We start from the raw sequence: 17,514 nt of genomic DNA, 5'->3' as shown, positions 1-17,514 counted from the left end.
ATCATTAAAATTCCAGATTTGCCAAAGCAGCTTGTATTCTATTCAAGGTGCGGGTGTTTTCGTCTGATGTGCCGATAGTAATTCGCAATCCTCCGCTAATTTGGCGTACAAGAGTGCCATTTGTCTTAAGTTTTTGGTGAAGACTTTTTAAGGTAGAATTTTGTGTGTCAGAGTTATTGGCTTCAAGACGAAGGAAAATAAAGTTAGCAGCACTTTTTGTCACTTGTAAGGCGGGATGTTGGGATAAAACTTTGATAAGTTTGTCTCGTTCATCCAAAGTTGGGGAAATTGCTTCGAGCAAAAGTTGGCTATTTTGCATAGCAGCTAAGGCCGCAGCGATGGAGAAGCTAGGAAGATTATAAGGTAAACGGACTTTTTCTAAGATAGCGATCGCCTCTGGATGTGCGACACAATAACCCACTCTTAACGCTGCTAACCGGAAAGCTTTAGAAAAAGTCCGGAGAATCAACCAGTTAGGACGCTGTGCTAATTCACCAACTAGGGTAGTCTGGCTAAATTCAAAGTAAGCTTCATCAATTACCACCAAAATCTGCTCACCCAAACTTCTTAACCATGACAATTCCGCCGCAGTTAAACAATTACCAGTCGGGGAATTGGGATGCACCACAAAAACCACCCGAATCGGCGGATTTTGAGTTTCTTCAATCGCAGATTGGGCAGCTTTTAAATCAAGTTCAAAATTATCTGGATTTCTGTCCACCGTCACCACAGGAATTCCCAAAGTTTTGGCTAAAATTCCATACATGGAGAAAGTGGGATTGGCGACTAAAATTGAGCCTTCTCCTCCCAGACAGGTGGCGATTAACAAAGAGCGGATTAGTTCATCTGAACCATTACCTAGAGAAATATTGGCAGCAGTAAATACAGATGAAGTCAGTGATGCTGACTCATTCACATATTGAGCGATCGCATCCTTAAGTGTCCCATGTCCACCATCAGGATAACGATTTGTTTCAATTACTTGCTGATATGTCCAAGCCAGCTTTTCTTTTAACTCTGATGGCAAATCATAGGGGCTTTCGTTGGTATCCAGCCGATCCAACTGCACGGGAACTCCTGCGGCTGTATCACTGCTGGGGTGGGGTTTATAAGCGTTAAATTGGGCTAAGTCTGACCGGATAAAGGGAAGCATAATTTTAGTCATTAGTCATTGGTCATTGGTCATTGGTGACAGAGGCGTTGTAATATTTCTTCTTGATATTGTGCGGCATCTGTCACGAAATTATAACTTAGGGGAAGCGATCGCCCATGCCCATAATGGTAAATCATCAAATATTGTTCTTCTTGCCAACGCTCTCCTAGCTGGGGTAACCAATGGGATAAAAACCCAAAAGCTGGTGCTAGCAAAATCAGGCGTTGCACTTGTGGATATTGCTGTGCTAAATGGGCAGATGTCAAACCGCCTAAACTAGAACCAATGAGGGTTACTGGGGTTGAATGATCAGGAAATTCGGCTGCAACTTGAGTTATCTGGCGAGTGATAGTTAATTGCGAAAAATCCCCAGCATTCAAATCGGGAATTTTCAGCTTTGTCTGAATTTCGGCAAAGCGATCCCTGATATTCTGTGCTTTAGCAGATTTTGGGCTGGAGGCAAAACCGTGTAGGTAGATGTAGTCATCCACAATGGAAAAAGTTCTGCAACTATTACCAGTATCGATGGAAAGGATTCCCAAAAAATAAATTAGAAATAAATTATCCAAATTGTGGGGTGGGCATCTTGCCCGCCCGAACTACGAATGAGTCAAATCACTTTAGCTTTTAGTCATAAACATTCCTGGCGACAGAGGAATAAATTAGCCATCATCAGATTATAGATAGATAAATTTATCCCCTTGAGTTGCTTAAGATAGTTCCAAGATGAAATGATAGGATTGGAATTGTGTCTGAAGAACAAAAACCAAAAAATAATAATCAAGAAACTACTCCCAGCGCTTCTGGTGGCTATCAAACTCCAGTTGAACCTGGTATTCGCAAGACTGGAAATGCTGCACAAACTGAGGCTCAAGAAGGTGCTAAACCTGAAGCACCAGGAGAAGATACTGTTGCTGGTAGTCCCAATCAGGGAACCGAATCGCGTTAATTTCTAGGAATTATGCCATTTAAAAGGCGATCGCACCATTAATTACCCTTCAAATGCGATCGCCTTTATCAGAACTTTAAATTACAACTTCTTCCCGTTGGCAATCAAAAACCACCGTGAACGAAGCATGAGGTGTGATCTGGCTTAAGTGTTGCATATAACCCTCTGCATCAGAACGACTGCGGAAACGAGCCACAATTTCCCGTTGTGTATCAGGAAGTAAACGAGCGATCGCCCAAGAATTCAGACGTGCTTTGTAGGCGATTGCTTGAGTCGCTGTATTGGCAGCTTTGTGGTCAGTATTTTGTGGCATGATTTATCTAAATTACGTGATTTTTTGTTAAGAGCTTTACAGACTTTTGTGGCAGGGGTGAGCTAATGCATTTTTTTATGTGCTGCCACCTTGTTATTCCATTCTTCCTAAATTGTCAATACTGTTCGCTACATTTTAGACCTACTAAGTTGAAATTTTTTATTAGCTATGAACTTCAAAGCTTTAACTTGCAAACTATGCAAAGAATAAAAATAAATTTCAAACAGACAAGAGTTATATTTTTGCTACTTATAGCATCGTATATTACAAGTAGTTCTAGTAAACAAAGTTACCGTTAAATTATGTTTCAAAAAATACTAATTTCTTTGAAACTGCAAAAATTAACTAAACTATTTATAGCGTTTACTAGTCTGCAAAAGATCCGGATTTATCTGTGTTATGACTTACGCTCAGAGGTTCTAGTACAGCACGGCATCAATAAGGATACCATTTCAAAAAGTTCAAAATCTCGAAATCAAAGCCTTTGGACTTTTGACGAACGCCCTGCGGTACTAGCGCCAATCATCGATAGAAAAAACATCTGGGCGATTATATCCAGGATCATTGGGTTTATGCATTGCTACTCCGATGATGTCACTACGAAAACCACAAGCCAACATTCTTAAGTAAGCTGACTCTCGACTAGTATTAATTCCTGCAACCAATCTAGACATCCCCAGAGTTACAAAATTAGACCCGACTAATTTACCATCAACCTCAGCAGCGAAAGCACGATTGGGATTAATTTTCCAACGGTGAGAAAAATAAGCTATGTCCTTGTAAAATTCAGTTGGTTCCGGGAGTCCGACAAAAGTGCCAAAGGCCAGCCGAAAAATATGGTCAGCTGTGCCTAAATCATGAGCTTGTAGTAGGCTAATCGAAGTATTCATCATCCTGGATTTTAGCTATTACTATGCTTACGGCGTTTTAATTCCGCCTCAATGGCTTCCACAACAGTTTCAATTACCTTAACTCTCGCATAGTATTTGTCATTAGCAGCAACAATTGTCCAGGGAGCCGTGGGGGTAGTGGTGCGCTGAATAGCCTGATTGACGGCGACATCGTAATGATTCCACTTTTCCCGATTGCGCCAGTCATCATCGGTGAGCTTATACTGTTTAAAGGGGTCATTTTGGCGGTCTATAAAACGCTGAAGTTGTTCCTCTGGGCTAATGTGTAGCCAGAATTTCACTAAAACATAGCCTGCACTGGTTAATTGAGCCTCAAATTCATTAATTTCCCGGTAGGCTCTGCGCCATTCGATTGCCGTAGCAAAGCCTTCCACACGCTCCACTAACACCCTTCCGTACCAGGAACGGTCAAAAATCCCAATTATCCCAGCCGTGGGTAATCGTCGCCAAAATCGCCAGAGGTAATGATGAACTTTTTCTTCATCTGTGGGAGCAGCAAAGGGATAAACAAAGTAACTGCGAGGATCGAGAATATCGGTCAGCCGCTTAATAGCCCCGCCTTTACCGGCTGCATCCCAGCCTTCAAACATCACCAGTACAGGAATTTGATGCTTATGGATGCTTAATTGCAATTTGCGTAGTTCTACCTGTGCGTCAGCTAATTGCTCATCGTAGTCGTTTTCTGAAAGACTTAAGCTCAAATCAGTTTGCGCCAGTAAGTCAGACTCCGTGGTTTCTAATTCCGTCTGTGCAGGTAAAGCGGGAGCGGGAAGCTGAATTTTCAGTCTATCTAAAGCCGCAGTTAAAGTGGTAGCCAGGTGGGTGAGTACCTTCACTTGCGCCCACCGTTCCGAGTCAGCCTCAACTAAAGTCCAAGGAGCAACGCCGGTACTGGTTTGCACTAGCATCTCTTCTGCAAAGCTGGCGTAGCGGTCATAGTGTTTTGCTTGCTTCCAGTCTGCTTTTCGCACTCGCCAAGCGGTTAATTCATCTTTGGCGTAGTCTTTTAAGCGACTTTTCAATTCTTTACGACTTAGATGCAACCAAAATTTAGCGATCGCAGCTCCATCATCCACCATTTGGCGCTCAAAGGAGTTAATTTGCCCCATGATTTTCAGGACTGTGGGAACTTGTTCAGTACCGACGCGCTCAAATAAACGTTCTTCTAAAACATGAGTATACCAACTGTGATAGAAAAAGCTGATATGACCTTGGGCAGGTAATTTTTGCCAAAATCTCCAGAGGAAGGGGTATTTGCGTTCTTCTTCACTCGGTGGCCAGATAGGATGTACCTGAAATCCACGAGGGTCCATGTAAGAAACCATTTGCTTGACTAGCCCACCCTTACCAGAAGCAGCCCATCCTTCCAAGACCACAATTACAGGCAATTTTTTATCCCAACAGGCATTTTGCAGTTCCCGCAGTTGATACATCAGCCTGTCAATTTCTGATTTATAGGTGGCTTTATCTAAGGAAAGGGTTAAATCTAGTGTATCCAGCATAGGAACTTTGTTATCTCTATATTGCTGGATTATGACATTTGTGTACTCAACTTGACATCCTGGCGTGTAGCGGGAGATTTCAAAGATGACTCTCATGCTTCAGTAAGTCGGCACAAATAAACCAAACTTCACCAAATTGCGTTGCTCTCGATGATAATTAGCTATTACGTCAAATTTTATATTTTAATAGCGGAATTAAATTCAATTTTTCCATTAAAATGGAATACTAAATACAGAATTGACGCGTTAACTTAGCTATCGTCTGAGGTTTGACCGTGACCGTGCGCTTGCCATCCTTAACTAATCCCCCACAAACAGAAAATCACAATCAGTCTGGTGTGACTCAATCGCCAGTCGTCGCGCCCAAGCGTGAAACTGGTGGTTTTGCTCTGCTTGACAGTCTCGTCCGCCATGAAGTTGAATACATTTTTGGTTATCCTGGTGGGGCAATCCTACCAATTTACGATGACCTCTACAAAGTAGAATCAACTGGTGCTATTAAACACATTTTAGTCCGGCACGAACAAGGCGCAGCTCACGCCGCCGATGGCTATGCCCGTGCTACTGGCAAAGTCGGAGTATGCTTTGGTACTTCTGGCCCTGGGGCAACGAATTTAGTCACAGGCATCGCTACAGCCTACATGGACTCTATTCCCATGATTGTGGTGACAGGACAAGTGCCACGGGCATCGATTGGTACGGATGCCTTTCAAGAAACGGATATCTACGGAATTACCCTACCAATAGTCAAACACTCCTATGTCGTGCGCGACCCTAAAGACATGGCGCGCATTGTGGCTGAAGCTTTCCACATCGCTAGCACTGGACGACCAGGGCCAGTTTTGATTGATGTGCCTAAAGATGTGGCGTTGGAAGAATGCGACTATGTACCCGTTGCACGGGGAACTGTAAAATTACCGGGATATCGTCCCACTGTTAAGGGAAATCCTCGGCAAATCAACGCGGCAATTAAGTTAATTCGTAACAGTCACCGTCCTTTATTATATGTCGGTGGTGGGGCGATCGCATCTAACGCCCATGCAGAAATTAAAGAACTAGCTGAGTTATTTAATATCCCCGTCACCACAACCTTAATGGGTATCGGTGCATTTGATGAACATCACCCCCTGTCTGTGGGAATGTTGGGGATGCACGGTACAGCTTACGCTAACTTTGCAGTGACAGATTGCGATTTATTAATCTGCGTCGGCGCGAGATTTGACGATCGCGTAACTGGTAAATTAGATGAATTCGCTTCCCATGCCAAAGTAATTCACATCGACATCGACCCCGCAGAAGTCGGTAAAAACCGAGTTCCTGAAGTACCAATTGTGGGTGATGTGCGTCAGGTTTTGGTTGACTTATTGCGTCGCTGTCAGGAAACAGGGATTAAGAACATACCCCACAAAAATCAAGAGTGGTTGCATTTAATTAACCGTTGGCGACAAGACTACCCCCTAGAAGTGCCTCAGCATCCCGATAGCATTTCACCCCAAGAGGTAATTGTGGAAGTTGGTCGCCAAGCCCCCCACGCATTTTATACTACAGACGTGGGTCAACATCAAATGTGGGCAGCACAATTCCTAAAAAATGGCCCCAGACGCTGGATTTCTAGCGCTGGTTTAGGAACAATGGGTTTTGGTGTCCCGGCGGCTATGGGTGCAAAAGTAGCATTCCCTGATGAAGAAGTTATCTGTATCAGTGGTGATGCTAGTTTCCAGATGTGTTTGCAAGAATTGGGAACCCTAGCACAGTATGGCATTAATGTCAAGACTGTAATTTTGAATAATGGTTGGCAGGGAATGGTGCGCCAATGGCAACAAGCCTTCTATGGTGAGCGTTACTCATGCTCAAACATGGAAGTAGGGATGCCAGACATTGAGCATTTGACAAAAGCCTACGGTATTAAGGGCATGGTAGTTCAGACTCGTGAGGAATTACAAGGTGCGATCGCCGAAATGCTAGCACATAATGGCCCCGTTGTCATGGATGTCCGAGTCACCAAAGACGAAAACTGTTACCCAATGGTAGCCCCAGGTAAAAGCAATGCTCAAATGATTGGTTTACCTATACAGCAACCAAAAGTTGTAGTCGAACCTGTTTCTTGTAACCATTGCGGGACAACAAACCCTCCTACACACAACTTTTGCTCTGAGTGTGGCACTAAATTATAGGGCATAGAGTAGACATCTGGTGAAAAAGAATGTAGAGACGTTCCATGTCTCTACATGGGTTTCAGGTGAAGCATATTTAAATTCGGGCGTTGCTGATTTCAAATATGAATTTGTTTCACGCAAAGGCGCATTCGGCGTTCGCGCAGCGTCCCGAAGGGAAGCCGTTCCCGAAGGGTAGGCGCAAAGGTATGAAGAAGAAGAAAGGTTATTTTGGCATTTCATACTTTGATTCAGCAACGCCTAAATTCGGTCGATGTCTATTTCAGTTAAGCAATTTTTTCCAACTTTTCCTTCTCTCTCTGCGTCCTCTGCGCCTGGTGCGGTTAGAGAAAACCTTTTTTATCATAGGATAAAAACTACGAAGGACGAATTATTATATTAATGTCTAAAAAAATCACTATTAGCTTGCTGTCGCTGTTTCTGAGTACTCAAATTGCGGTAACTCAACAAACAGCTAAAGCGCAAATACAAACACCAGTCACACCGACAACCAGCACAAAAACAATTTGTCCCGCCCAACTAAAGTCAGCAGTAGATGCTGTCACAAACAGCCCGGAATTTAACCGAGTGCGCTGGGGAATTTTAGTCAAAAATCTGGCTGATGAACAAACTCTTTATAATAGAGATGCTGAAAAATACTTTAATCCAGCTTCTAACACCAAATTACTCACAACAGCCGCAGCTTTAGAACAATTGGGTGCAGATTTTCGCATTCGTACCTCTGTTTATCAAGATAGCGATGGTGTTTTGCGTGTAGTCGGTAGAGGAGACCCCAGTTTAAAAGTACCACAACTGCAAGAATTAGCCCAGCAATTACAGCAACAAGGAATTACGCAAATTAATCAGTTAATTGCTGACGATAGTTATTTTCAAGGTGAAATTGTTCATCCGAGTTGGGAATGGGAAGACTTAGCCGCTTATTATGGCGCACCAGTTAACAGTTTAATTGTCAATGAAAATGCTTCTCTATTTACAGTTTCCCCCCAAACCATAGGAAAACCATTACAACTCAAGTGGAATGAACCCTTTGAAGCATATCAGTGGCGAGTGGAAAATAATTCTGTAACTACCGAGAAAGATGAATCGGGTTTTGTTGCAGTTAGCCGTGACTTAAAAGGGCCAGTGTTGCGAATTCAAGGACAAATGGCTGTAAATTCTAATTCTACTATGAGAGCGATCGCTGTTTTTGACCCCGTGCAAAATTTCTTGCGACACTTCCGCCAAACTTTGGTAAAATCAGGAATTACTGTGAGTCAGATGTCTAATGGTACGAGTGGTAAAAATGAAAGAGAACTAGCAGCAGTAGAATCACCACCTTTATCTGAGTTGTTAAAAGAGACAAATATTAATAGTAATAATTTGTATGCGGAAGCTTTATTGAGGGCTTTAGCTAAACAACCATTAGAAAATAATCAAACTACAGCTGATGCAGGTTTAGAAGTTGTCAAATCTAGTTTAACTAAATTAGGAGTAGATCCCACAAGTTATATATTAGTAGATGGTTCTGGCTTATCTCGCAAAAACTTAATTAGTCCCCAAGCTTTGGTGCAAACTTTACAAGCTATGGTAAAATCACCACAAGCTGAACTTTTTCGGGCATCTTTACCTGTTGCGGGTGTAAGCGGAACTTTAAAAAATCGCTTGGGTGATACCTCGGCTGTAGGAATTGTCCAAGCCAAAACAGGCACGATGACAGGTGTAGTTTCCCTTTCAGGATATGTAAATTCGCCCAATTATCAGCCCTTAGCTTTCAGTATAATTGTCAATCATTCGGAACAACCCGCTAGAATTGTCCGCCAATCAATGGATGAAATTGTCGTTTTATTAACACAATTAAAGCGCTGTTAAATTTCCTCACCTCCTCCTCTGGTGCGCCTGGTGCGCCTGGTGCGTGATATCAACTCATAATTCCAACTTTTCCCGCAGAATTTCCTGAATTATTTCTTGCACTGCTGCTTGACTTAAACTACCATCAACCCGTATAATGCGAGATGGATAAGATGCGGCTAACTCTGAGTAACCTTGCTGAACACGCCGATGAAAATCAATTGTCTCTTGTTCAATACGGTCAAACTTATCGCCTTGTTTCCTAGCTAGTCCCACCTCCACATCAACATCTAGCCAAATAGTTAAGTCGCTTTCTAACCCAGCAGTAGCAATATAGTTGAGTTGATTAATTAAGCTCATGTTCAAAGCCCGACCATAACCTTGGTAGGCAGTGGTAGAATCAGTGTAGCGATCGCACAATATATATTTTCCTGCTGCTAAATTGGGTTTGAGTTCTTGTTCTACGTGTTGTGACCGGTCAGCAGCATACAATAATAATTCTGTCACCTCAGCAATTGGTTGATTCTCTACCTTCTCTAGTAAAAGCCGGCGCAGATGTAAGCCTAACTCTGTTCCCCCTGGTTCACGAGTCACAACCACGGAGATACCTAAATTTTGCAACCATTGACAACAAAGCTGCATTTGGCTAGTTTTTCCGCAGCCTTCCACCCCTTCAAATACAATGAATTTACCCGCCATGCTTTTTCAGTGAATTTAAATAGACTTGTTCTACTTCATGAATATTTTTATTGATTTTTTTATACACAAAAAAGCACTTGAGAATTTTGCTTACTCAAGTACTTTTTTGTAAAAGTTAATACCAGTTCACTTGTTTGCTGCCACATTTGAAAACTGCAATACGGCTTTGGGCGAAGCATTGCCAGAATTACTTGTAACAAACATTGGGTGAAGTGGTAGCACTCCTTGCACTATATCAATAGTAGCTCTTCTAGGATCAAATCGAACATTTTATTCGTGAAACTTTATTAAGTGATGTTCGTTATAAATAATGCCCCATACTTGGTAGCTATTAAAACTCAACTTTTTTGGGGTCATAGCTACAGTGTATAGCTCCTGTTTCAATTTAAAGCAGATTTCGGAACACTCCACCAAGCTAAACCATAGGGTTGAGTGGCTTCGTTGACCTGTTCACGGAACTGGACACGGATTTTATAATTACCAGTAGCAGGAACAGGGCAGAAAATATGTTCTACACTGTCAATTTTACTAACTGAGCTACAAACAACCCCAGCATCTGAATTTTGAGCATCTGCTTTGATTAAGTATAAGTCGAGGTTATTCAAACCGCGATCGCTAAAAGTTTCCCCCAGATCATATTGCTTGTTTTTATTAGTATCATTTAGATCAACTAACCGATTCCAAGTCAGAGTAATACTGGCATAACTGCCCTGTTTTAAAGGTTTATCGAAGGTATAATCTACAGTAGAACCCACATCCACCGTGCCATAATTCCAACCAACAGCAGCGACTGTGCTAGATGGCTGCCATTGACCAGCGCTAAATTGCTGATAAGCTCGAAAAGTATTTAAATGACCCGTTCCCATTTGAGCATCCAAGGGAATTTGGGGGTCTTCATAAGCATCAGAAGCCAGCCAGTTTTGATTTTGTTTATCAATCAGCGTCCGAGTCATCCCCAGGCGCAAGCCATCACCACTATCTTGCAACTTGTCTGCTGAATTCAACAATACAGCCTTCATCACTTGATGACGGCGAGCATCAATAGTCCAATAGCGTTGTTTATTCTGTAGCTGTCGGTCTCCAAATTCCTGCAACAAAGCCACAGTGGCGGTAACTTGAGGCGCGGCAAAACTTGTCCCTGTCACCTTATTCAACTTACCATCTGGATTGAGCATGGGAATATTACCTCCCGGTGCAACCAAACCGATAGAACGACGACCATCGATATTAAACTCCTTACCAGCTAACCGAGCAGTGGCTCCCTGCTTGCTAGCAGCCAGATTGGAAACGTCAACTTTATTAAAAATACCTCCTCGGCGGGATGAAAAAGCAACGTTGATTCCGTTATAATTATCTGTGGGAATGGGAATACCTCCTCTGCCTTGATTACCTGCGATCGCATAGAGAACATCATGAACGCGAGTAGACCAGTCTAGGCATAAAGTTAGTAAAGCCTGACCGTCTAAAACAGGATTAGGACGGGGATCACGGCTAAGAGGTTCACCAAAGCTAAAATTAATCGCCCGGACATCACCACCATTTTGTAAAGCTATGTGTTGTGCTGTTAAACACTCTTCTGGCTGACCCATGTTTCTTGTAGAACCCACCCCAGACGAATATAATCGCGCCCTTGGGGCAACTCCAGGTAGAGCTTTATCTCGACTAACCATTACACCAGCAACATTGTAGGCGTGGGAGTCAACACCAGTGTTAGATTTAGCTGGTTCATTGCGTAAAAACACTGCTGCTAAGGAAATGGCACGATTTTCCGATACTGCCTTATCCAACCCAAACATTCCCGGACGACCAATTTCCACCTGACCAATGCCAATCTTGCGCCCCAATAGATCATAAGGAGGTTGGTGTAATCTTAGAGCATCAATGCCATTAGTGCCTATAGAACTTTGTAAAGAGGAAGCAAGTACAGGCGCACTTAAGCAAGAAGCACTCAATCCCCAAATTATCCACCTTAGTTTTTTGCCCATTGTTTAGTTGTTAATTCGTTAGTAGTTATTAATTATTGTTTATCAAGATAATTTCGGTTGCTTCCCTGTTTAGGGGTATTTCTTTTGCAGTCTTAACAGGACGGGATCAAAGTTATCTGAATTGGCTCAAGATTTTGTTACAATGCTTACAGACGAGAACGCTTTAAAACCCACTAACCATGACCCAAAAACCATCTCAAAAGCCCATTGTGATCTCTCCATCTATCTTATCAGCAGATTTTAGTCGTCTAGGCGACGAGATTCGGGCTGTAGATGCCGCCGGAGCTGATTGGATTCATGTTGACGTAATGGATGGTCGTTTCGTACCTAACATTACAATAGGTCCTCTGGTTGTGGAGGCAATTCGCCCAGTGACAACCAAGCCACTGGATGTCCACTTGATGATTGTGGAACCAGAAAAGTATGTAGAAGATTTTGCCAAAGCAGGTGCTGATATTATTTCCGTACATTGCGAGCATAATGCTTCCCCCCACCTGCACCGGACATTGGGACAAATCAGAGAACTAGGAAAGAAAGCCGGCGTTGTACTCAACCCCGGTACTCCTTTAGTGCTAATTGAACACGTTCTCGACCTGTGCGATTTAATCCTGATTATGAGCGTTAACCCCGGCTTTGGCGGTCAAAGCTTTATCCCCGGTGTATTGCCCAAAATCCGTCAATTGCGCCAAATGTGTGATGAGCGCGGTTTAGACCCCTGGATTGAAGTGGATGGGGGACTCAAGGCTAATAATACTTGGCAGGTTTTGGAAGCTGGAGCTAATGCGATTGTGGCTGGTTCAGCTGTATTTAAAGCCCCAGATTACGCTGAAGCTGTGTCATCTATTCGTAATAGTAAGCGCCCTGCACAAGAATTGGCAAAGGTTTAATTGTTTCGCCATCTAAATAAGTACGTTGAGAACCTCCCCAATTAAATTCGGGAGGTTCTATTATTTTATACAAAATTAGTAATTTTAACTACTGGCAAACACTTTTACCATTAGCTTTAGTAACAGAGAAGGCATCAAATTCGCCTACCTCAAATTCGCCGCTCACGGTTACTTGATCACCAGCCGATATGGACCGGGTAGTATTATCTCCACAGATATCATAAGTATCAACTGTGATGGAACGACCACTGGTGTTTAAGCGAAATCCATCTTCCCAAACTCGCTGAACTCTACCAGAAAAGGAATTACCTTGATTTTGAGCAATTGCTGGTACAGATGCCAGAATGACAACACCGAGAAATAGGAATCTTGTGGCAGTTAGTTTCACGATTTAACTCCTGAATTCTGAGAAGTGTGAAGAATTGCTTAATAATTTCAGAATATCAGATTCAACTAGATTGCAGGATAACCAGTTTCTATCATTGGAATCAGCAGAAATCTATCGGTATTGTCAAAAAGAAGGGTGTGGGGGGTTGGCTACGCTCAAGCGCAACGTAACCCACCTTTCTCACTTACTTGCGACTACCTAACCACTTAGCGGCTGCAATCCCAATCAAACCGGCGACAATGGGATTGCTGAGAAACTTCATAATTGCTGGTTGTTCCGCCAGTACATCCCGGAAAATATCAGGGTGGTTGTGATAAGCGAAAGATGCAAGTTTACTCACATCATCAGCGCTCATTCGGTTAGGGTTGCGGGTGGAAAGATTTAATTGTTGTTCTAAGCGTTTGTCGTCTAAATTTCTCGATTTAAATTCTTTGAAAAAAGCCCTAGCTACATCATCCCGTTCATTGGGTTTGATTTGGGCGATCGCCTTTTGTAATTCTGGCTCCATTTGGCTCGGAGGTATCCGTTCAGGACTTACAGACTTACCAAATAACTGACGACGTTGGTCAGGTGTTGTCCTCTGAGCAAAATCATCAAAGTTGTCATAGGAAACATCATCAAGAGATTCTACATTACCCCCAGACAAATCTTGCATAATTTGCCGTCTGTACTCTTCGCTACTTGTCACTTTACTTACTCCTTGTTTTCCATCAAATTAGCTATACTGAATTTGATTAGTCGCCCTGTCATACTGAGTAGTCAAAATCAACTGTTTGTCCGGGCCATATACCAAAACAGTTAAATTTTGATCGGGAAAGTTTTTCTGAAAACCTTGAACTAAAGATTTTGCTAGAGGTCGCACCTCGTTAGGGCTAACTTGAGGAGAAATGACAACACCTAGCTTATTGTTATCCCTGACATAAGCATCCTTAATTAATCCCCTAGATGTTTCTACAACCCAGTCACCAAAACTTTGTCCGGATGGGGTGTTACCTCTCTCTAGCTGCGCGTAAGTGACATCACGTCCAACTTGTGGGGTAGCAGTGCGGTCGGGTTCTGTTACAGTACCGCCACCACAAGCAGTAGTTATTGTTAACACTAAAATTAATATGAAAGCGATCGCAATTTTGCGACTCTGCTCCAGCAGATTCATGTTTTACCTCTCATAGTAAAATAGCTACAAACTATGTAGTTTGATTTACATAAATAAAATGATTCTTTAATTTATTAACAGGGTTTGGTGTAGATGTAACTATAAAAAAATATCTTTTAGCTGACTTAAAAATCAACCTCTCTTTGCTAGTGAGAAAGTAAATAAGCAATAATAGCCTCTACTTTCTCTTTCTCATTTGAAATAAAAAGGGTATAGCCAAGATTTTTAAACAGTTATGACCTTGGCAGAATCAGATTAAACCCAGTTAATATTTCTCAAGATTTTGCAAAGAATCAAATTTCTAATTTAGCTTTTCTTTCGCTTTATCTTTGATGTCTTCTACACCGTGACGCAGTTGACTTTCGGCTTGTTTTGCTTTACCTTCAGCCTTATCTTCTGGATCTCCGGTAACATTTCCCAGTGCTTCTTGAGCTTTACCTTCGATATTTTTCGCTGTGGCTTTGGCGCGATCTTCTATGCTCATGTTGCACTCCTATTCTTCTTACCTTTATACTGTAGTTAAATTTTGCATTACCCTCTTCGGCCATAAGGTACATTAGTTATCTATATAAAAAGACTGATTATTAAAGCAAGTTAAATATTTTATTTCATAAAAAACCCGGTTATGTTATGTAACCGGGTGATCGTAGTTATACTATTTTTATGACTAATCGAGAAAACCCATCATAATTCCTGACTCATCAGTCTCATTGGGTGCTGTTGGACGGTTCCCGAAGGAGGAATAACTATCAGAAATTGCTAGTGTACTGGAACCAATGGGACGAATACCAGATAAGTTCATCGTGTCAACAATTTCAAATGTATGAGCGCCGATGGGGCGAATTCCCATAATATTAACTGTATCAGCTACTACCAAAGTGCTGACACCAATAGGGCGGATTCCAGAAATTTGGACTGTCCCAGCAATTTGTAGCCCACTGCTACCTATGGGACGAACTCCAGCAACGGACAGTTTCCCTTGCTCAGAGCCGTTTTCGACTTTATCTGTATCCAAATTATTATCCTGCTTATTTTCAACTTCCACTGTATTTTCTCCCTTTAGCTTGGTATCCTGTTGTCGAGGATCGATTTCTTAACCAGTGCTGCTAACACTCATAAAAGGATACCTCTGGTTTATTAACTGAATTTTACAATAATTAAGGAAAAATGATTTTTTTTCCCACGCATAATGAGTGTAACCTGAAAAAAGCTTGTAAATATATAAGTATCTTTAAAACTGATACATAAGTAAATTTAAATTGTAAATTTTTGTAAAAAAATATTGCTATTTATTAGTTTGATTAACTAAGTTCAGCAGGGGCGCAACAGTATCGTTACCATGAGATATGGTATTTTCAACAGATTGAAAACAACTGTATGACAGGATTTTGTCTTCAAGCTCCCTTTATTCCCACAGGCGACCAACCACAAGCGATCGCACAACTAACCAGCAGTATCCAATCTGGCAATCGTTACCAAACTTTACTCGGCGCGACGGGAACCGGTAAGACATTTTCCATTGCCGCAGTCATTGAAAAAGTGGGTAGACCGACTTTGGTACTAGCCCATAATAAAACTTTAGCAGCCCAACTGTGTAACGAATTGCGAGAATTCTTTCCTCATAACGCAGTTGAGTATTTTGTCAGCTACTACGATTACTATCAGCCAGAAGCCTATATTCCGGTTAGTGATACTTATATTGAAAAAACATCTTCGATTAATGATGAAATAGATATGTTACGGCATTCAGCGACGCGATCGCTCTTTGAACGCCGTGATGTAATTGTAGTGGCTTCCATTAGCTGTATCTACGGCTTGGGGATTCCCTCAGAATACCTCAAAGCCGCCATCCCTTTCCAAATCGGGATGGAAGTCAACCAACGTCAAATTTTACGAGATTTGGCATCAGTACAGTATAGCCGCAACGACATAGAAATGGGTCGGGGACGTTTTCGCGTCCGGGGTGATGTCTTAGAAATTGGTCCCGCCTACGAAGACCGAATTATTCGTGTAGAATTCTTTGGCGATGAAATAGACGCGATTCGTTATATCGACCCCGTGACAGGGGAAATTATCCGCAGTTTGGAAGCTGTAAACGTTTACCCAGCGCGTCACTTTGTCACCCCACAAGAACGCTTAGAGATAGCTTGTGATGAAATTGCAGCCGAATTAAAGCAGCAACAAGCCGAACTAGAACAAGCGGGAAAATTATTAGAAGCACAACGCATCGACCAACGGACACGCTATGATTTGGAAATGTTGCGCGAAGTTGGTTTCTGTAACGGCGTAGAAAACTATTCTCGCCACTTAGCAGGAAGACAAGCCGGCGCACCCCCAGAGTGTTTAATTGATTATTTTCCCAAAGATTGGCTGTTAGTTATCGATGAATCTCACGTTACAGTACCCCAAATTCGCGGTATGTATAACGGCGACCAAGCCAGAAAAAAAGTTTTAATTGATCATGGATTTCGACTTCCCAGTGCTGCTGATAACAGACCGTTAAAAGCAGAAGAATTTTGGCAAAAAGTAAATCAGTGCATTTTTGTTTCCGCTACACCAGGAGATTGGGAATTAGAAATATCTGAAGGTCATATTGCTGACCAAATAATTCGACCGACTGGGGTAATTGATCCAGAAATTTCCGTGCGTCCCACAGAAGGACAAATTGATGATTTATTAGGCGAAATTAAAGACAGAGTTGACCTTCAAGAGCGAGTGTTAATTACCACATTAACGAAGCGCATGGCGGAAGATTTGACGGAGTATCTGCAAGACCATAATATAAAAGTCCGTTATTTGCATTCAGAGATTAATTCCATTGAACGCATCGAGATTTTGCAAGATTTACGTGCGGGTAAATTTGATGTTTTGGTGGGTGTGAACTTGTTACGGGAAGGCTTAGACTTACCAGAAGTTTCCTTAGTGGCAATTATGGATGCAGATAAAGAAGGCTTTTTACGCGCCGAGCGTTCTTTAATTCAAACTATTGGGAGAGCAGCACGGCACATCAGAGGACAAGCAATTATGTATGCTGATAATATGACAGGCAGCATGATTAAAGCCATTGATGAAACAGATAGAAGGCGGGGAATTCAGATGGCTTATAATCGGACGCATGGAATTACACCGCAACCGATTATTAAGAGATCGAGTAATGCAATTTTATCTTTTTTAGATGTTTCCCGGCGATTAAATGCGACTGATTTAAAAGTGGTTGATGAACATATAGATGAACTGCCTTTAGAAGAAATTCCAGGGTTGATTGGGAAGTTAGAAGCACAGATGAAAGATGCAGCTAAGAAATTGGAATTTGAAGAGGCGGGAAAATTACGCGATCGCATCAAGCATCTGCGCGATAAAATGCTAGGGCGTTAATCAAGCCCTCGCCCATCTCCAGTCAGCAAAAAACCCCGGCGAAACTAACCGAGGTTGAAAGGAGAAGTCCAAATGACGATGAGCAAGTCCTAAGTTGACAATTTCATAGACAAAACTATACTTATATTGACAAAAATCAATATATATTTTAGGAAAAAATCAACTACTTGATATATAATACGGTGATATCAAGTATTG

General features: G+C 42.1%; 16 protein-coding genes and 1 pseudogene. 5 read left to right on the top strand and 12 right to left on the bottom strand.

What is annotated here, in order from left to right:
• Window positions 1-4: 4 nt before the first annotated feature.
• Window positions 5-1,153 carry a histidinol-phosphate transaminase gene (locus NSP_RS00650; RefSeq protein WP_173403322.1) on the bottom strand — a complete coding sequence of 383 codons (1,149 nt, stop codon included), beginning with the start codon at window positions 1,151-1,153 and terminating at the stop codon, window positions 5-7.
• Between the two features lie 44 nt (window positions 1,154-1,197).
• Window positions 1,198-1,647: pseudogene (locus NSP_RS00645) on the bottom strand (YqiA/YcfP family alpha/beta fold hydrolase); the annotation flags it as partial.
• A gap of 254 nt (window positions 1,648-1,901) precedes the next feature.
• Between NSP_RS00645 and NSP_RS00640 the strand changes: the two are divergent.
• Window positions 1,902-2,102 (top strand): hypothetical protein, encoded by a 201-nt coding sequence (locus NSP_RS00640; RefSeq protein ID WP_006194308.1) that lies wholly within the window; start codon window positions 1,902-1,904, stop codon window positions 2,100-2,102.
• A 76-nt stretch (window positions 2,103-2,178) separates the two neighbouring features.
• Here NSP_RS00640 and NSP_RS00635 read toward each other — a convergent pair whose 3' ends face one another.
• The 3 genes from NSP_RS00635 to pap form a co-directional block, all read right to left on the bottom strand.
• Entirely contained in the window at window positions 2,179-2,415 is a 237-nt protein-coding gene (locus tag NSP_RS00635; protein WP_006194309.1) for a hypothetical protein, read from the bottom strand.
• 512 nt (window positions 2,416-2,927) lie between these two features.
• Complete coding sequence (locus tag NSP_RS00630) at window positions 2,928-3,308, bottom strand: hypothetical protein (protein ID WP_006194310.1); 381 nt, start codon at window positions 3,306-3,308, stop codon at window positions 2,928-2,930.
• A gap of 8 nt (window positions 3,309-3,316) precedes the next feature.
• Window positions 3,317-4,924: a polyphosphate:AMP phosphotransferase gene (gene pap, locus NSP_RS00625; RefSeq protein ID WP_017803707.1), complete on the bottom strand. Its 1,608-nt coding sequence runs from the start codon at window positions 4,922-4,924 to the stop codon at window positions 3,317-3,319.
• A 179-nt stretch (window positions 4,925-5,103) separates the two neighbouring features.
• On the opposite strand from pap, the gene ilvB reads away from it, so the two are divergent.
• Both ilvB and dacB read left to right on the top strand, forming a co-directional pair.
• Window positions 5,104-7,002 carry a biosynthetic-type acetolactate synthase large subunit gene (ilvB, locus tag NSP_RS00620; protein WP_006194312.1) on the top strand — a complete coding sequence of 633 codons (1,899 nt, stop codon included), beginning with the start codon at window positions 5,104-5,106 and terminating at the stop codon, window positions 7,000-7,002.
• A 381-nt stretch (window positions 7,003-7,383) separates the two neighbouring features.
• Window positions 7,384-8,850, top strand: coding sequence for a D-alanyl-D-alanine carboxypeptidase/D-alanyl-D-alanine endopeptidase (dacB, locus tag NSP_RS00610; RefSeq protein WP_006194314.1), 1,467 nt, complete (start codon window positions 7,384-7,386; stop codon window positions 8,848-8,850).
• Between the two features lie 54 nt (window positions 8,851-8,904).
• Here the strand turns inward: dacB and tmk are convergent, their stop codons facing one another.
• Both tmk and NSP_RS00600 read right to left on the bottom strand, forming a co-directional pair.
• The gene (gene tmk, locus NSP_RS00605) at window positions 8,905-9,528 is read right to left on the bottom strand and encodes a dTMP kinase (protein ID WP_006194315.1); all 624 of its coding nucleotides are present in this window, start codon (window positions 9,526-9,528) and stop codon (window positions 8,905-8,907) included.
• A 380-nt stretch (window positions 9,529-9,908) separates the two neighbouring features.
• Window positions 9,909-11,513, bottom strand: a complete 1,605-nt coding sequence (locus NSP_RS00600; protein WP_006194316.1) for a S8 family serine peptidase — start codon at window positions 11,511-11,513, stop codon at window positions 9,909-9,911.
• Window positions 11,514-11,692: 179 nt separating this feature from the next.
• Between NSP_RS00600 and rpe the strand changes: the two genes are divergently transcribed.
• Complete coding sequence (gene rpe, locus NSP_RS00595; protein ID WP_006194317.1) at window positions 11,693-12,400, top strand: ribulose-phosphate 3-epimerase; 708 nt, start codon at window positions 11,693-11,695, stop codon at window positions 12,398-12,400.
• A gap of 88 nt (window positions 12,401-12,488) precedes the next feature.
• Here rpe and NSP_RS00590 read toward each other — a convergent pair whose 3' ends face one another.
• The 5 genes from NSP_RS00590 to NSP_RS00570 all read right to left on the bottom strand — a co-directional run bounded on the left by NSP_RS00590 (window position 12,489) and on the right by NSP_RS00570 (window position 14,986).
• Window positions 12,489-12,788 carry a hypothetical protein gene (locus NSP_RS00590; RefSeq protein ID WP_006194318.1) on the bottom strand — a complete coding sequence of 100 codons (300 nt, stop codon included), beginning with the start codon at window positions 12,786-12,788 and terminating at the stop codon, window positions 12,489-12,491.
• 184 nt (window positions 12,789-12,972) lie between these two features.
• Window positions 12,973-13,476 carry a hypothetical protein gene (locus NSP_RS00585; RefSeq protein WP_173403242.1) on the bottom strand — a complete coding sequence of 168 codons (504 nt, stop codon included), beginning with the start codon at window positions 13,474-13,476 and terminating at the stop codon, window positions 12,973-12,975.
• A gap of 27 nt (window positions 13,477-13,503) precedes the next feature.
• Entirely contained in the window at window positions 13,504-13,941 is a 438-nt protein-coding gene (locus NSP_RS00580; protein WP_006194320.1) for a hypothetical protein, read from the bottom strand.
• 301 nt (window positions 13,942-14,242) lie between these two features.
• Window positions 14,243-14,425, bottom strand: a complete 183-nt coding sequence (locus tag NSP_RS00575; protein WP_006194321.1) for a CsbD family protein — start codon at window positions 14,423-14,425, stop codon at window positions 14,243-14,245.
• 183 nt (window positions 14,426-14,608) lie between these two features.
• Window positions 14,609-14,986: a hypothetical protein gene (locus NSP_RS00570; protein ID WP_006194322.1), complete on the bottom strand. Its 378-nt coding sequence runs from the start codon at window positions 14,984-14,986 to the stop codon at window positions 14,609-14,611.
• 332 nt (window positions 14,987-15,318) lie between these two features.
• On the opposite strand from NSP_RS00570, the gene uvrB reads away from it, so the two are divergent.
• Window positions 15,319-17,316: an excinuclease ABC subunit UvrB gene (gene uvrB / locus NSP_RS00565; protein WP_006194323.1), complete on the top strand. Its 1,998-nt coding sequence runs from the start codon at window positions 15,319-15,321 to the stop codon at window positions 17,314-17,316.
• Window positions 17,317-17,514 lie beyond the last annotated feature (198 nt).

The organism is Nodularia spumigena CCY9414 (genome assembly GCF_000340565.2).
In the GTDB taxonomy this organism is placed as follows: Bacteria; Cyanobacteriota; Cyanobacteriia; order Cyanobacteriales; family Nostocaceae; genus Nodularia; species Nodularia spumigena.
The sequence above is the reverse complement of the archived record's forward strand: the minus strand, read 5'-3'. Positions and strand labels throughout refer to the sequence as shown.

What these genes read in the sequence shown, in the direction of transcription:
- dacB (WP_006194314.1), top strand. Translation starts at nt 7,384, where the DNA reads ATGTCTAAAAAAATCACTATTAGCTTGCTGTCGCTGTTTCTGAGTACT.
- uvrB (WP_006194323.1), top strand. Translation starts at nt 15,319, where the DNA reads ATGACAGGATTTTGTCTTCAAGCTCCCTTTATTCCCACAGGCGACCAA.
- NSP_RS00630 (WP_006194310.1), bottom strand. Translation starts at nt 3,308, where the DNA reads ATGATGAATACTTCGATTAGCCTACTACAAGCTCATGATTTAGGCACA.
- NSP_RS00575 (WP_006194321.1), bottom strand. Translation starts at nt 14,425, where the DNA reads ATGAGCATAGAAGATCGCGCCAAAGCCACAGCGAAAAATATCGAAGGT.
- tmk (WP_006194315.1), bottom strand. Translation starts at nt 9,528, where the DNA reads ATGGCGGGTAAATTCATTGTATTTGAAGGGGTGGAAGGCTGCGGAAAA.
- pap (WP_017803707.1), bottom strand. Translation starts at nt 4,924, where the DNA reads ATGAGAGTCATCTTTGAAATCTCCCGCTACACGCCAGGATGTCAAGTT.
- NSP_RS00635 (WP_006194309.1), bottom strand. Translation starts at nt 2,415, where the DNA reads ATGCCACAAAATACTGACCACAAAGCTGCCAATACAGCGACTCAAGCA.
- NSP_RS00650 (WP_173403322.1), bottom strand. Translation starts at nt 1,153, where the DNA reads ATGCTTCCCTTTATCCGGTCAGACTTAGCCCAATTTAACGCTTATAAA.
- NSP_RS00600 (WP_006194316.1), bottom strand. Translation starts at nt 11,513, where the DNA reads ATGGGCAAAAAACTAAGGTGGATAATTTGGGGATTGAGTGCTTCTTGC.
- NSP_RS00580 (WP_006194320.1), bottom strand. Translation starts at nt 13,941, where the DNA reads ATGAATCTGCTGGAGCAGAGTCGCAAAATTGCGATCGCTTTCATATTA.
- rpe (WP_006194317.1), top strand. Translation starts at nt 11,693, where the DNA reads ATGACCCAAAAACCATCTCAAAAGCCCATTGTGATCTCTCCATCTATC.